The sequence below is a fragment of the Streptomyces venezuelae ATCC 10712 genome, from assembly GCF_008639165.1.
Classification (GTDB): domain Bacteria; phylum Actinomycetota; class Actinomycetes; order Streptomycetales; family Streptomycetaceae; genus Streptomyces; species Streptomyces venezuelae.
The window spans coordinates 1,755,787-1,768,077 of the sequence record NZ_CP029197.1; the positions used below are offsets into that span (position 1 = coordinate 1,755,787).

Here is a 12,291-nt window from a genome sequence, read left to right on the forward strand (position 1 = left end):
TCACCTCCCCCCGGACTTCGTCCGGGGGGACGCCCAGGTGGACCGGGCCTCCGGCGTCGGTACGGGTTCCAGGAAGGGCGTCAGGAGGTCCGGCACGGCCTCGGCGGCGAAGGTCAGGCCCTGGCTGCGGCCCGCGTCGAGGATGTCGTACGCGCCCGCTCCGGCCGCCGTGGTGGCGGTGAGGGTCAGCACCCCGGCCCGCCGCTGGAAGTACGACTGCCTGACGGTCCAGCCGATGACGCCGGACCGCTGGAGGGCGACGGTGGCCCGCCGGACCGTGCCCGAACGGGTCACCAGATAGGCGCCGCTGACGCCGTGTCCGAGACCGCGGTACGCGTCGAGGGCGAACAGCACGGCGACCGGGGTGAGCACCACCGCGCAGCCGGCCGCCACGTACAGCAGGACCGGGGTCAGGAACAGCCCGAGGAGGGCGAGGACCGCCACGGGCCCCAGGACGCCCCACAGGGCCCGGCGCAGCCTCCTGGAGCGGGCGGCCCTCGGGTGGGCGGCCAGGGGCGCCCCGGTGGGCGGCTCGGGCTCGCGCAGCACCCGGGCGGCGACCCGGTCGGCCACGACCCGCTCCACGGCCGGCAGCAGGTTCTTCAGGTCGGCGTGCTTGTCGTCGTCGTCCTTGGCGAGCCCGGTGGCGACGGCGTCGACCCGGGCCGCCCCGAACAGCCGGACACCGAGCGGCTCGACCAGCTCGATCCCGCGCAGCCTGCGTTCCTCTATGGAGACCGAGCGGGCGGTGAACAGGCCCCGGGTGACCCGCAGGGTGCCGCCGGGCTCGCGCTCCAGGCGGTAGTTCCACCACATCTCGACCCAGAGGCCGAGGGCGCCGACGGCTCCCGCGACGGTGGCGAGCAGCGCCAGGGAGAGGATCATCCAGGGGATGGAGACGTCCTCGAAGCGGTCCCCTATCCAGTCGATGACCTTCCCCTGGGCGCCGAACCACTCGCTGACCTGCATGACGGCGCCGGCCGCGGCGCCGCCGAGGGCGGGGGCGACGAAGGAGACGGGGGCGTAGCGGATCCAGCGGGGGTCGAGGGCGGCGAGGGTGTGGTCCTGGTCCGGGTCCCCGGGGGTGGTGACGGCCCGGGTGAGCAGTTCCTGGCGGAGCCGGTCGCCCTCGGCCCGGGTGACCAGGTCGAGTTCGAGGGTCGATTCGCCGCCGCCGGTGTGCTCACCGGTGCCGATGCGGACCTTGACGAGGCCGAGGACGCGCTGGAGCGGGTTGGCGGTGAGGTCGACGCTGCGGATGCGCTCACGGGCGAGCGAGCGGCGCTGGACGACCAGAAGCCCGGTGCGCAGCTCGGCCCTGTCGGTGCCGACGCGGTAGCGGGTGCGGCGGTAGCGCACGGTCTCGGCGGCGGCGTCGGCGAGCAGGGCGAGGGCGAAGCCCGCGGCGACCCAGGCGAAGGCCTGCCCGAGCGGCCGTGACCCGGAAAGGGCGAAGCCGACGGGCAGCGCGGCGCCGGTGAGGACCCCGCCGAAGAGCACGACGCGGACGAGCACGGTGCGGGGATCGAGGCGGAGCCAGTCGGTGTCCCGCGCCACCCGCGCGTCGTCGGCCACGCTCATGTGGCGTCCCCGGGGGTGGCCTGGGTGATGGCGGTGAGCCGTTCGGCGAGATCGGCGGCCAGTTCGTGGTCGAGGCCCTCGATCCGGAGGGCGCCCTTGGAGGAGGCCGTGGTCACCGTGACCGTGGCGAGCCGGAAGGCCTGCTCAAGCGGACCTCGCGAGGTGTCCACGGTCTGGATGCGGGACATCGGCGCGATCCGCCATTCCTGCCAGAAGGCCCCCGAGCGGACGTACACGGCGTCCTCGGTGACCTCCCAGCGGTGTACCCGGAACCACCAGGAGGGGAAGAACGCGGTGCAGGCGAGGCCGACGGCCGCCACGGCCGCGGCCGGGACCAGCAGCCAGAACCGGGCGGGTTCGATGAAGGCGCCGAGGACGGCGAGGACCACCACCGGTACGGCGGTGGTCGCCAGGAGTTGGCTCCGCCACCAGGTGACGGCCCGCTCGTCCACGGCGTTCCTGGGCGGCCGCAGCCGCACCGCGTTCTCCCCCCTCATGGTTCTACCGTCCGCGCAGCGAGCGGTAGGCGGAGACCAGTCCGGCGGTGGAGCTGTCGAGCCCCTCGCCGGCCCGGGCCCCGTCGGCGTCCGTCAGGACGGGCTCGATCCGCTTGGCGAGGACCTTGCCGAGTTCGACGCCCCACTGATCGAAGGAGTCGATGTTCCAGACGGCGCCCTGGACGAAGACCTTGTGCTCGTAGAGGGCGATCAGCTGGCCGAGGACGGACGGGGTCAGTTCGTCGGCGAGGATCGTGGTGGTCGGGTGGTTGCCCTGGAAGGTCTTGTGCGGGACGAGCTCCTCGGGGACGCCCTCGGCCCGTACCTCCTCGGGGGTCTTGCCGAAGGCGAGCGCCTGGGTCTGGGCGAAGAAGTTGGCCATGAGCAGGTCGTGCTGGGCCACGAGGCCGGGCAGCAGATCGGCGACGGGCTTGGCGAAGCCGATGAAGTCGGCCGGGATGACCTTGGTGCCCTGGTGGATCAACTGGTAGTAGGCGTGCTGCCCGTTGGTGCCGGGGGTGCCCCAGACGACGGGTCCGGTCTGCCAGTCGACCCGGTTGCCTTGGCGGTCCACCGACTTGCCGTTGGACTCCATGTCGAGCTGCTGGAGGTAGGCGGTGAACTTGGAGAGGTAGTGGGAGTACGGCAGGACGGCGTGCGACTGGGCGTCGAAGAAGGCGCCGTACCAGACGCCGAGGAGGCCGAGCAGCAGCGGCGCGTTCTCCTCGGGCGGGGCCGTACGGAAGTGCTCGTCGACGAGGTGGAAGCCGTCGAGCATCTCGCGGAAGCGCTCCGGGCCGATGGCGATCATCAGGGAGAGGCCGATGGCGGAGTCGTACGAGTAGCGGCCGCCGACCCAGTCCCAGAACTCGAACATGTTCGCGGTGTCGATGCCGAACTCCTCGACCTTCTCGGCATTGGTCGACAGGGCCACGAAGTGCTTGGCGACGGCCTCCTGGCCGGCCCGCAGCTCGGTGAGGAGCCAGTTGCGGGCGGAGGTGGCGTTGGTGATCGTCTCGATGGTGGTGAAGGTCTTCGAGGCAACGATGAACAGGGTCTCCTCGGCGTCGAGGTCGCGGACGGCCTCGTGGAGGTCGGCCCCGTCGACGTTGGAGACGAAACGGAACGTCAGGTCCCGCTGGGTGAAGGAGCGCAGCACCTCGTAGGCCATGGCGGGGCCGAGGTCGGAGCCGCCGATGCCGATGTTGACGACGTTCTTGATCGGCTTGCCGGTGTGGCCGGTCCACTCGCCCGCCCGGACCTTGTCGGCGAAGCCGCCCATCTTGTCGAGGACGGCGTGCACGCCGGGGACGACGTTCTCCCCGTCGACCTCGATGACGGCATCGCGCGGGGCGCGCAGCGCGGTGTGGAGGACCGCCCGGTCCTCGGTGGTGTTGATCTTCTCGCCGCGGAACATGGCGTCGCGCAGCTCGGCGACGCCGGTGACGGCGGCGAGTTCGCGCAGGAGGGTCAGCGTCTCGTCGGTGACGAGGTGCTTGGAGTAGTCCAGGTAGAGGTCGCCGACGCGCAGGGCGTAGCCGGTGCCACGCTCCGGGTCGGCGGCGAACAGGTCGCGCAGATGGGCGTCGCCCAGCTGCTCACGGTGCTTGCCGAGGGCCGCCCACTCGGGCAGCCGGTTGAGCCTGGTGCGGCCTTCGTTGTTCATCTCGGACATCGCCCACTTCTTCTCGTACTGCTTGTCTGCCCCGCTGCCTCTCCAACCTAGTTGATCAGGGGGGCGAGTGACGCGACGGCGAGCGCGAACAGCGCCGCCGCGACGAGGGCGGGCGAGAGCGGTCCCCAGCCGGCGGCCGCCGCGCCGCCCAGCACCGCCCCGAGCGGCGTGCCCGCGACGGCGAGGGTGCGGAATGCGGCGGCGATGCGGCCGAGCATGCCGTCGGGGGCCCGCTCCTGCATGAGGGTCGTCTGCTGGACGTTCCACACCGTCCCCATGGAGCCGAACACCACCATGGCCCCGATCGACACCTCGAGGACGGGGACCGTCCCCAACAGGACCAGGCAGCCGGTCTGGACGGTGCCGGCGAGGAACACCGCGCGGACCCGTCCGGTGCGTTCGGCGAGCCGGCGGGCGAGGAAGCCGCCGGCGACACCGCCGGCCGCGAAGGCGGTGAGGAGGGCCGCGTATCCGGCGTTCCCGGCGTGGAGGCCGTCGGTGACCAGGACGACGAGCGTGGCGACGAGGGCGCCCATGCCGATGTTGCAGAGGGTGGTGGCCGTGCAGAGCCACCGCAGGGAGCGGTCCGCGCGCAGGACGGCGAGTCCCTCCGCCATCTCGGCGCGGAGGGTGGATCCGGCGGGGCGGGGCGGCCGCTCGGGGGCCCCGGTCCGCAGGGAGGCGATGAGCAGCGCCGCCAGGACGTAGGTGGCGGCGTCCGCGGCGTACGGCACGGCGGGCCCGGCGAGGAGCAGGGCGGGCACCAGCGGGGCGGCGAGGAGGCCGCCCGCGAGCTGCTGACCGGTCATCAGGCGGGCGTTGGCCGCGGCCAGGGTCTCGGTGGGCACGAGGGAGGGGAGCAGCGCGGTGGCGGCGTTGTCGAAGAGGGTGCCCAGGGTGGTGAGCGCGAAGGCGAGGACGAGCAGCAGGGCGATGGCGGCGTGTCCGAGGGCGACGGCGACGGCGAACGCGGCCATGAGCGCGCCGCGGACGAGGTCGACGGCCCACATGGCCCGCCGCTGGTCGACGCGGTCGGCGACGGCCCCGCCGAGCAGTCCGAAGAGCAGCCAGGGCAGGTAGCCGCAGGCGGTGACGGAGGCGATGAGGAGGGGGTCGTCGGTGAGGGAGGCGGCGAGCAGGGGCAGCGCGGCGGTGCGCAGCGAGTCGCCGAAGCGGGAGACGACCGCGGCCGTCCAGAGCCGCCCGAATCCACCGCGCCACGCGGGCACGGCCTTGCCGCTCGGGGTCGTCGGGGTCGTCGTCGCGGGCGTCGCCATGGTGCCCGACGGTATCGGGGACCACTGACAACGGGCCTTGCCCGCGAATCGAGTTCGCGGGCAAGGCCCGTCGGTCACACCGTCACAGCACGCTCAGATCTCGCCGCGCAGCTTGGCCAGCGCTTCGGCGAGGATCGCCTCGCCGTCGGCGTCGCTGCGCCGCTCACGCACATAGGCGAGGTGGGTCTTGTACGGCTCCGTGCGCGGCGGGTCCGGCGGGTTGTCCCGGTCCTGACCTGCCGGGAAGCCGCACCGTGGGCAGTCCCAGGTCTCGGGGATCGCAGCGTCGCTGGCGAAGCTCGGCTGCGTCTCGTGCCCGTTCGAGCACCAGAAGGAGATGCGGGCGCGCGGCGCCGATTCGCCCCGCTCGGCCTCGCCCATCGGCCCCGCCCCGACCCGGCTTCCCCGGATCGCGTTGCCACTTGCCACGGTCGTAACTCCCTGCGTGATGGTGCTCGAAGATGCCCCAGTCTACGTAAGGCCCAACGCGCGTCCAGTGATTGGAGTTACCCGTCCAACTTCATCAGCAGACCAAGTACCACAATGCAGGCGAACCAGAGCAGACCGACCACGACGGTGATCCGGTCCAGGTTGCGCTCGGCGACCGAGGAGCCACCCACGGAGGACTGCATGCCGCCACCGAACATGTCGGAGAGGCCGCCACCCTTCCCCTTGTGCATCAGCACGAGCAGCATCAGCAGCGCGCTGAAGACGATCAGGGCGATCGAGAACCCCATAACCACGGCTGGACCAACTTCCTCGGACTTATACGGACGGGGGCCGGGCACCTGCCCGACCCCCGCAAGGGTACGACGTAACGCGGCTACCGCATACTCACTGGTCGCGGAAGCGGACGATCTTGACGAACTCGTCGGCGTCGAGTGCCGCGCCGCCCACCAGGGCGCCGTCGACGTCGGGCTGCGCCATGATCGCGGCGACGTTGCCGGACTTGACGGAGCCGCCGTACTGGATGCGGACCTTGTCGGCCAGCTCCTGCGAGTACAGCTCGGCGAGGCGGCCGCGGATCGCCCCGCAGACCTCCTGGGCGTCCTCGGGGGTCGCGACCTCGCCGGTGCCGATGGCCCACACCGGCTCGTACGCGATCACGATGGACTCGGCCTGCTCGGCCGGGACGTCCTTCAGGCCGCCGTCGAGCTGGGCGAGGGTGTACTCGACCTGCTGGCCGGCCTTGCGGATGTCGAGGCCCTCGCCGACGCAGAGGATCGGGGTCACGCCGTGCTTGAAGGCGGCCTTCACCTTGGCGTTGCAGACCTCGTCGTCCTCGGCGTGGTACTGGCGGCGCTCGGAGTGGCCGACGGCCACGTAGGAGCACTTCAGCTTGGACAGCATCAGGCCCGAGATCTCTCCGGTGTAGGCACCGGAGTCGTGCGCCGAGATGTCCTGGGCGCCGTACTTGATCTTGAGCTTGTCGCCGTCGACCAGGGTCTGTACGGACCGCAGGTCGGTGAAGGGAACCAGGACCGCGACCTCACAGGCGTCGTAGTCCTTGTCCGTCAGCGCGAAGGCGAGCTTCTGGACGTGGGCGATGGCCTCGAGGTGGTTGAGGTTCATCTTCCAGTTGCCCGCCATCAGCGGGGTGCGGGTGCTGCTCACAGGATTTCAGTCCTCCAGTGCGGCGAGGCCGGGAAGCGTCTTGCCCTCGAGGTATTCGAGGGAGGCGCCGCCGCCGGTCGAAATGTGGCCGAATGCCTTCTCGTCGAAGCCCAGGATGCGGACGGCGGCGGCGGAGTCGCCGCCTCCGACGACCGTGAAGGCCGGGGAGTCGACGAGCGCCTGGGCGACGGCCTTGGTGCCCTCGGCGTAGTCGGGGTGCTCGAAGACGCCCATCGGACCGTTCCAGAAGACGGTGCCGGCGTCGGCGAGCTTCGAGGCGTAGAGCTTACGGGTCTCCGGACCGATGTCCAGGCCCTCCTCGTCCGCCGGGATGGCGTCCGCGGCGACCGTGGTGGGGTGGGCCGGGGCCTTGGTCTTCAGGTCGGGGAACTCCGCCGAGACCAGCACGTCGACGGGGAGCACGAACTCCACGCCGCGCTCCTTGGCGCGCTTCAGGTAGTCCAGGACCGCCGGGATCTGGTCCTCCTGCAGCAGCGAGATGCCGACCTCGTGGCCCTGGGCCTTGAGGAAGGTGTACGCCATGCCGCCGCCGATGAGGATGCGGTCGGCCTTCTCCAGGAGGTGGTCGATCACCCCGAGCTTGTCGGAGACCTTGGCGCCGCCGAGCGCGACCACGTACGGGCGCCGGACGTCCTCCGTGAGCTTCTTCAGGACGCCGACCTCGGTGGCGATGAGGTAGCCCGCGGCGTGCGGCAGGCGCGCCGGGAGGTCGAAGACCGAGGCGTGCTTGCGGTGCACGGCGCCGAAGCCGTCGCCGACGTAGACGTCGGCGAGGGCGGCGAGCCGGTCCGCGAAGGTGCCGCGCTCGGCGTCGTCCTTCGAGGTCTCGCCCGCGTTGAAGCGCAGGTTCTCGATCACGGCGACCTGGCCGTCGGCGAGGCCGGCGACGGTGGCGGTGGCGGACTCGCCGACCGTGTCCGTCGCGAAGGCCACGTCGGCGCCGAGCAGCTCACCGAGCCGCGCGGCGGCGGGGGCGAGCGAGAACGCCGGGTCCGGGGCGCCCTTCGGGCGGCCCAGGTGCGAGGCGACCACGACGCGGGCACCCGCGTCGGCGAGCGCCTTGACCGTGGGGACGACGGCGCGGATGCGGCCGTCGTCGGTGATGGTGGTGCCGTCGAGCGGCACGTTGAGGTCGGCGCGGACGAACACCCGCTTGCCGGAGACGCCTTCGGCGAGAAGCTCGTCGATCGTCTTCATCTGTCACAGACTCCTTGGTACGCGGTGGAGCACACAAACAGGGCTCGCACAGCGCGGCGTTGCGCTGCCCGAGCCCTGCTCACATCGAAAGCCCGCCCGAAGCTTAGAGCTGGCCGCCGACGAAGACGGTGAGGTCGACGAGACGGTTGGAGTAGCCCCACTCGTTGTCGTACCAGCCCAGGATCTTCACCGTGCTGCCTTCCTGGACCATGGTCAGGGAGGCGTCGAAGGTGCAGGAAGCCGGGTCACTCACGATGTCCGAGGACACGATCGGGTCCTCGGTGTAGTACAGGATGCCCTTGAGGTCGCCGTCGTCGGCGGCCTTCTTGAACGCGGCGTTGACCTCGTCCTTGGTGACCTCGCGGTCGAGCGTCACGACCAGGTCGGTGGCGGAGCCGGTCGGGACCGGGACGCGCATCGCGATGCCGTCGAGCTTGCCCTTGAGCTGCGGCAGGACCAGCGCGGTGGCCTTGGCGGCGCCCGTCGTGGTCGGGATGATGTTCTCCGCGGCGGCGCGGGCGCGGCGCAGGTCCTTGTGCGGGAAGTCCAGGATGCGCTGGTCGTTGGTGTACGCGTGGACCGTGGTCATCAGGCCCTTGACGATGCCGAAGTTCTCGTCGAGGACCTTCGCCATCGGCGCGACGCAGTTGGTCGTGCAGGACGCGTTCGAGATGATGTTGTGCTGCGCCGGGTCGTACTTGTCCTGGTTGACGCCCATGACGATGGTGATGTCCTCGTCGCTGGCCGGAGCCGAGATGAGGACCTTCTTCGCGCCGCCGGCCAGGTGCTTCTCGGCGTCGGCCTTCTTGGTGAAGATGCCGGTCGACTCGATGACGATGTCGACGCCCAGCTCACCCCAGGGGATGTCGGCCGGGTTGCGCTCGGAGAGCACCTTGATGGTGTGGCCGTCGACGGTGATGGTGTCGGCGGTGTGGGTGACCTCGGCCTTGAGGCGTCCCAGAATGGTGTCGTACTTCAGCAGGTGGGCCGTGGTCGCGGTGTCGCCCAGGTCGTTGACAGCCACGATCTCGATGTCCGCACCCTGATCAAGGAGCGCGCGGAAGTAGTTCCGGCCGATGCGGCCAAAGCCGTTGATGCCTACGCGGATCGTCACGAACCGATCTCCTCGTTAGGTACGCCGGTGTGCTCGACGCCGGCGAGATTTTTGTTTTTTGGGATGTCCCCGACCGCTTACGACCCTACCTCCCCCCGCGCCCGGGAGTGACATCGAGCGCATCCGTACGAGCCCGGAAAGTGAGGGAAAACGGCCGACGGCCCGTACCTACCAACGGGTACGGGCCGCCATGGGACCTTTGTCCCCACTACTCTCCGTCAGCGCCGGAGCACCCCGAGGGCGCGGCCGAGGAGACGGGCCCGGTCACTCGCTCCGGGCACGTGCTCGAGGCCGAAGCCGAGGAGGACGGTGTCACGCGTGGTGACCGCGGCCTGGGAGTGGAAGAGGGCCGCGGAGCGCGTCCAGTCGGAGCCGTTGCCGGGACTGCCGGCCGGTGCGCCCGGTGCGGTCCACGCGCCGAGGGAGGTCTCGAAGCCCTCGGTCTCGGTGGTGGTCGCGGTGACGAGCCGGGTGTCGTCGACGAAGGCGCCCATCTCTCCCGTACCGGGGTCGGAGATGTAGGAGACGGCGAGCTCGACCTTCCGGCCGGCCCAGGCGCTCAGGTCGACGGAGGCCTGCCGCCAGCCGTTGGAGGGGCCGGTGAAGGCGTTCCAGGAGCCGGTGGTGCCGGTGGTGGCGCAGCCGTCCTCGCCGACGGTGAGGTAGTGGGCGAGGAAGGGGTGACCGCGGACGTAGTAGCCCTCGCCGCAGTCGGCGGGGGGCCGGGTGGAGGTGCCGCCGTTCCGGTCGGGCAGGGTCGTCCAGTCGTCCTGGCCGACCGTGTGGGCCTCGACGACGAGGTTGTCGTAGCCGGGCTCGGTGTCGTAGCTGACCTGGAAGTCGAGCCGCGGCCCGGCCGCGGCGGGGACGCCGGTGAGGTCGACGGTCCTGCTGAGCCTGGCCCAGGTGTCGTCGGTGTGCTTGACGGCGGCGAACGACGCGCCCTCGGCGGGTTCGAAGGGGGTGCGGACGCCCGGGTAGTCACCGGCGGAGGCGCTGCTCGCGAACTGCGGGAAGTCCTTCGCCTTGAGGGTGTCGGAGGTGACGGTGTACGCGCCCGCGTTGTCGAGCGGATTGTCGGCGGCGTCGCCGAGGCCCGCGCCGACGCCCTTGAAGGCACCGGTGCCGGCGAAGGCGGGCGGGGTCTTCAGGCCCGCCCGGTGGTAGGCGCCGAGGTAGTACTGGGCGAAGTCGTTGGTCTCGGCCAGGCCGACCTGGGTGAGGCCGCCGGACTTCTCACCGGCGTTGATCAGCTTGCCGCCCTCGTTGAGGTAGGCGCGGACGGCGAGCTGGGTGGCACCGGAGGGCCGCTCGGCGCCGGTGTACCAGACGACGGTGCGGAAGTGGGAGAGCACGCCGAGCGCGTCCGGGGTGCCCTGGGTGGCGACGTCCCAGACGGCGGCCCGGCGGCCGTTGTCGGCGAGTGCCTTCACGTACGCCGCGGTGTGCCGGCCCGGGGTGGTGCCGCCCTCGTCGGCGAGGACGAGCACGTCGCCGCGGGGACGCTCGGCCACCGTGTAGGTGAAGGGGGCGGAGGAGGTGGCGCGGCCCTCGCGGGTGCGGGCGGTGAACCAGACCTGGACGGTGTCGCCGGGCCCGGCGTCCTCGACCTCGGCGCGGTACTCGTCGAAGTAGAGGTTGTCCTCGCCGCCGTAGGTCTCGCCGCCCTTCCAGGCGTCGAGCCGCTCGCTGTGGGTGCGGCCGCCGTTGATCCGGTACTTCAGCGTCTTGTCGCGCAGCGACTTGCGGGCGGTGACGGCGACCTCCTGCTCCCCGCCGCGGGCGTAGGAGGTGGTGAAGGTCTTCGGGGTGAGGTCAGGGGCCTCGATGCCGACCGGGGAGACGGGCCGGTCCGGGTGGGCGGCGGTCTCGGCGACGGCGAGCGCGAAGGGGATGTTCTTGGCGAACTCGGCCTGGATCAGCTTCTCGTCGTCCGGGAAGGTGAAGACGGAGGCGCAGTCGGCCGGGTTCCAGGCGTCGTTCGGGTCGACCCGGGAGGCGGTGGCGCAGGTCGACATCTCCGGGGTGAACATCTGCATGCCGTTGACGTTGGCGGCGTGTCCGTCCGCCTCGCCGTTGGTGATGTAGAGCTCCGAGGAGACCTGCGGCCGGTAGCCGGGCACGGCGGAGTTCTGCGGGGTGCCGGCGAGCGCCTTGAGGGCCACGTCGTCGGGGGTGTCGGTGGCGACCTGCCAGCCCACGCCGTACAGCAGGAGCTGGGCGGCCGAGTGGTAGTTGATGCCGTACGCGAAGCCGATGCGCTTCTGGAAGGCGTCGAGGGCCCTGGTCTCGGGCTCCGACATGGGGCCCTTGCCGCGGAAGGTCTCGTCGGCCGGGTCGGGCGAGGAACCCTCGTTGTCGTAGCCCCACTTGTAGGCGAAGTTGCGGTTCAGGTCGACGCCGTCGCCGGCGGTGATCCGACCGTCGCCGTCGTTGTCGCGGAGGTTCTTGCGCCACTGCCGGTTCGCGGGGTCGGCGTGGGTGAAGTCGTACCCGTCCGGGTTGGCGGAGAGCACGAACCACAGCTCGGTGGAGTCGACGATCCGGGTGATCCGCTCGTCCTTGCCGTACCCGTCGAGGTAATGGTGCATCAGCCGCCGGGTCATCTCCGGGGTGATCCACTCGCGGGCGTGCTGGTTGGACATGTACAGCATGGCGGGCTTGGAGCCGTCCTTGGCCCGCGGGGCGCCCTTGCTCACCTTGAGGGCGAGGATGTCCTGGCCCTTGAGGGTCTTGCCGATGGAGACGACCTTGGTGATCCCGGGGTTGGCCCGGGCGGTGTCGAGGATCTCCTGCTTCAGCCCGTTCGGGCCGCTGTACGGGCGGAAGACGCCGTCCCCCGCGGCGGCCACCCGCTTCTCGGCCTGGGCGGTCAGGTCGTGCTCGGCGAGTTCGACGCCCTGGCCGCGCAGCTGCCCGGCCTGCCGGCCGGTGAGGAAGAGCTCGACCGTCGCGGAGCCCCGCGCGGGCACCCGCTCGGTCAGTTCATGGGCGTCCGCACCGGCTTCGAGGAGCAGCGGCACCTGCTCCTTGGTGACCTCGGCGCGCCATACGGAGAGGGCGTCACCGCCGTCCCGGTCGTTCGGCTGCGCTCCGGCGACGGGTGCCGCCGCCACGCCCGCGATCAGCAGTGAAGCCGCGGCGAGGATCGATCTCGCTCTGCGTCTCATGAGCCCCCCTTGCTGTTGTCTGCCACGAAGGTGAACAGACGCCAGGCTCATGGGCGCCCATGGGCCTGTCAAGGGCGCCTCGCGGGAGTGCCACGAGCGTACGAAAAAGCTGCCGGTGCCTCAGAAAGGCACCGGCAGCGCGGAG

The 12,291-nt window shown here is 71.2% G+C and carries 10 protein-coding genes; all 10 read right to left on the reverse strand.

Annotated elements, in window-relative coordinates; translation table 11 throughout:
* The 10 genes from DEJ43_RS07770 to DEJ43_RS07815 all read right to left on the reverse strand — a co-directional run bounded on the left by DEJ43_RS07770 (window position 1) and on the right by DEJ43_RS07815 (window position 12,146).
* Complete coding sequence (locus DEJ43_RS07770) at window positions 1-1,581, reverse strand: PH domain-containing protein (RefSeq protein ID WP_015032774.1); 1,581 nt, start codon at window positions 1,579-1,581, stop codon at window positions 1-3.
* Window positions 1,578-2,078, reverse strand: coding sequence for a PH domain-containing protein (locus tag DEJ43_RS07775; protein WP_041662228.1), 501 nt, complete (start codon window positions 2,076-2,078; stop codon window positions 1,578-1,580). Before DEJ43_RS07775 ends, DEJ43_RS07770 begins: the two co-directional genes overlap by 4 nt.
* 4 nt (window positions 2,079-2,082) lie before the next feature.
* Entirely contained in the window at window positions 2,083-3,744 is a 1,662-nt protein-coding gene (pgi, locus tag DEJ43_RS07780; RefSeq protein ID WP_041663726.1) for a glucose-6-phosphate isomerase, read from the reverse strand.
* Window positions 3,745-3,800: 56 nt separating this feature from the next.
* A complete protein-coding gene (locus DEJ43_RS07785) occupies window positions 3,801-5,030 on the reverse strand; it encodes an MFS transporter (RefSeq protein WP_015032777.1) in 1,230 nt (409 codons plus the stop codon).
* A gap of 93 nt (window positions 5,031-5,123) precedes the next feature.
* A complete protein-coding gene (locus DEJ43_RS07790; protein WP_071891222.1) occupies window positions 5,124-5,459 on the reverse strand; it encodes an RNA polymerase-binding protein RbpA in 336 nt (111 codons plus the stop codon).
* Window positions 5,460-5,536: 77 nt separating this feature from the next.
* Window positions 5,537-5,767 carry a preprotein translocase subunit SecG gene (gene secG, locus DEJ43_RS07795; RefSeq protein ID WP_030205174.1) on the reverse strand — a complete coding sequence of 77 codons (231 nt, stop codon included), beginning with the start codon at window positions 5,765-5,767 and terminating at the stop codon, window positions 5,537-5,539.
* A 97-nt stretch (window positions 5,768-5,864) separates the two neighbouring features.
* Window positions 5,865-6,620, reverse strand: coding sequence for a triose-phosphate isomerase (gene tpiA, locus DEJ43_RS07800; protein ID WP_041663728.1), 756 nt, complete (start codon window positions 6,618-6,620; stop codon window positions 5,865-5,867).
* 30 nt (window positions 6,621-6,650) lie between these two features.
* The gene (locus tag DEJ43_RS07805) at window positions 6,651-7,862 is read right to left on the reverse strand and encodes a phosphoglycerate kinase (RefSeq protein WP_015032780.1); all 1,212 of its coding nucleotides are present in this window, start codon (window positions 7,860-7,862) and stop codon (window positions 6,651-6,653) included.
* A 103-nt stretch (window positions 7,863-7,965) separates the two neighbouring features.
* Complete coding sequence (gene gap, locus DEJ43_RS07810; protein ID WP_015032781.1) at window positions 7,966-8,976, reverse strand: type I glyceraldehyde-3-phosphate dehydrogenase; 1,011 nt, start codon at window positions 8,974-8,976, stop codon at window positions 7,966-7,968.
* A gap of 218 nt (window positions 8,977-9,194) precedes the next feature.
* Window positions 9,195-12,146, reverse strand: a complete 2,952-nt coding sequence (locus tag DEJ43_RS07815) for a M14 family metallopeptidase (RefSeq protein WP_015032782.1) — start codon at window positions 12,144-12,146, stop codon at window positions 9,195-9,197.
* Window positions 12,147-12,291 lie beyond the last annotated feature (145 nt).

Excerpts from the sequence above, each read along its gene's own strand:
- DEJ43_RS07775 (WP_041662228.1), bottom strand. The coding sequence starts at position 2,078 with ATGAGGGGGGAGAACGCGGTGCGGCTGCGGCCGCCCAGGAACGCCGTG.
- DEJ43_RS07805 (WP_015032780.1), bottom strand. The coding sequence starts at position 7,862 with ATGAAGACGATCGACGAGCTTCTCGCCGAAGGCGTCTCCGGCAAGCGG.
- DEJ43_RS07815 (WP_015032782.1), bottom strand. The coding sequence starts at position 12,146 with ATGAGACGCAGAGCGAGATCGATCCTCGCCGCGGCTTCACTGCTGATC.
- secG (WP_030205174.1), bottom strand. The coding sequence starts at position 5,767 with ATGGGGTTCTCGATCGCCCTGATCGTCTTCAGCGCGCTGCTGATGCTG.
- pgi (WP_041663726.1), bottom strand. The coding sequence starts at position 3,744 with ATGAACAACGAAGGCCGCACCAGGCTCAACCGGCTGCCCGAGTGGGCG.
- DEJ43_RS07785 (WP_015032777.1), bottom strand. The coding sequence starts at position 5,030 with ATGGCGACGCCCGCGACGACGACCCCGACGACCCCGAGCGGCAAGGCC.
- tpiA (WP_041663728.1), bottom strand. The coding sequence starts at position 6,620 with ATGGCGGGCAACTGGAAGATGAACCTCAACCACCTCGAGGCCATCGCC.
- DEJ43_RS07770 (WP_015032774.1), bottom strand. The coding sequence starts at position 1,581 with ATGAGCGTGGCCGACGACGCGCGGGTGGCGCGGGACACCGACTGGCTC.